Below are 1,754 nucleotides of genomic sequence, written 5' to 3' on the forward strand. Positions count from 1 at the left end.
GCGTAGACGCCGTTGGCGGTGTGGGTGAGGACGGCGTCGCGGTAGGCCTGGCGGATCTCGCTGATGCGGGCCAGTCCCACCAGCGCGGCGGGCCTGAGCTGGCCGGAGTTGACGGCGGCCATCAGGTCGGTGCCGCCCGCCACGGGGACGGCGGTGGGCATGGCCGCGAGGGCCGCCACCGCCTCGTCCAGCGTCGTGGGCAACGTGACGGCCTGTGCCGTCCGCGGTGCGTGCGTGGTCAAACCGGCTGCCCCTTCCCGCTGCCCCACCTGGTCCCGCCTGTGTTGCCGTACGGTACGTGCTGACAGGGCGGACGACGCAACTCTGGCACATCTTCGCAACGCCCGAACGCGGGGGTCCGCTAGGAGGCTTTCGCCCACCTCACCGGGGGGTTGGTCCGGTTTCGCACGGCTTCGGCGGTGCGGGCGGATTGCCACTCTCCGGTGATGCTGCCAGGGTTTTTCCGGTACTTGTTCGGGGGCGGTGCGGGGCGGGGCGGGTCCGGGGGTCGCGTGCGGTCAGCGGTTCGGGGGCGGTCCCTCGATCGGGCGCCCGGGCACGCCGGGGCGGCGCTGCCAGGGGCGGGGTCCGGTGGGCGGCCGGTAGGCGACGCCGAGGGCGTCAAGTCGCCGGTAGTGGGCGCTCATCCGGCGTTCGAAGTCCGCGTAGTCCCGGTCGGCGGGGGCGGGCAGCGGGCTCCAGGCGACCTCGGCGAACGCGGCGAGGCGGGGGAAGGCCTGGTAGTCCACGCGCGCGGAGTCCTCCAGCACCTCGGTCCACACGTTGGCCTGGGTGCCCAGCACGTGCCGGGCCTCCTCCTCGGTGAGCCCCGCCGGTACGGGTTCGAAGCGGTAGACGTCCTCCAGGGTGCGCACGAAGCCGATGGGCACCGGTTCGTCGTCGCCGGGGGCCTGCCGGTGGTCCAGGTACACGTACTGCTCCGGGCACATGACCACGTCGTGGCCGGCCCGCGCGGCGGCGACGCCGCCCGCGTAGCCGCGCCAGGAGGCGACGGCCGCGCCCGGCGCGAGCCCGCCCTCCAGGATCTCGTCCCAGCCGATGAGGCGGCGCCCGCGCGCGGCGAGCCAGGCGTCGAAGTGCCCGATGAACCAGGACTGGAGCGCGTCCTCGTCGGTGAGGCCGAGGTCGGCGATGCGGGTCTTGGCGGTGACGGACCCGGTCCACTGCTCCTTGCGGCACTCGTCGCCGCCGACGTGCACGAACGCGGAGAACTCCGCGGCGTCGGCGGGGAACAGCTCCAGCACCTCCTCGAACACCCCTTCGTAGAAGCGCAGGGTGGTGTCGGTGGGCGCGAGCACGTTGGACGAGATGCCCCAGGTGTCCCAGACGGAGAGGGCGGTCGTGTCGACGACGTCGGTGTTGCCGAGTTCCGGGTACGCGGCGATGGCGGCCTGCGAGTGGCCCGGTACGTCGATCTCGGGGACGACGCTGATGTGCCGTTCGGCGGCGTAGGCGACGATCTCCCGGATGTCGTCCTGGGTGTAGTAACCGCCGTGCGGCTTCTCGTCCCACAGCGGTGAGGCCCGGTGGCCGAATTTGGTCCGCGAGCGCCAGGAGGCGATTTCGGTCAGCTTCGGATAGCGCCGGATCTCGATCCGCCAGCCCTGATCGTCCGTCAGATGCAGGTGCAGGACGTTGAGTTTGTGCGCGGCCATCAGGTCCAGATAGCGCAGCACGCCCTCCTTGGGCATGAAGTGCCGGGCGACGTCGAGGAGCAGGCCGCGCCAGCGGAA

The 1,754-nt window shown here is 72.2% G+C and carries 2 protein-coding genes; both read right to left on the reverse strand.

Translation table 11 applies throughout. The annotated features are described in order from the left end of the window. Window positions 1–242: FAD binding domain-containing protein (locus H5J33_RS34045; protein ID WP_181798527.1), on the reverse strand; the 242-nt coding region annotated here is incomplete at its 3' end. Between the two features lie 276 nt (window positions 243–518). After that, window positions 519–1,754, reverse strand: a 1,236-nt coding sequence (locus tag H5J33_RS34050; protein ID WP_181798528.1) for a beta-N-acetylhexosaminidase, incomplete at its 5' end; no start/stop codon positions are given.

Source organism: Streptomyces sp. WELS2 (assembly GCF_013870595.1).
In the GTDB taxonomy this organism is placed as follows: domain Bacteria; phylum Actinomycetota; class Actinomycetes; order Streptomycetales; family Streptomycetaceae; genus Streptomyces.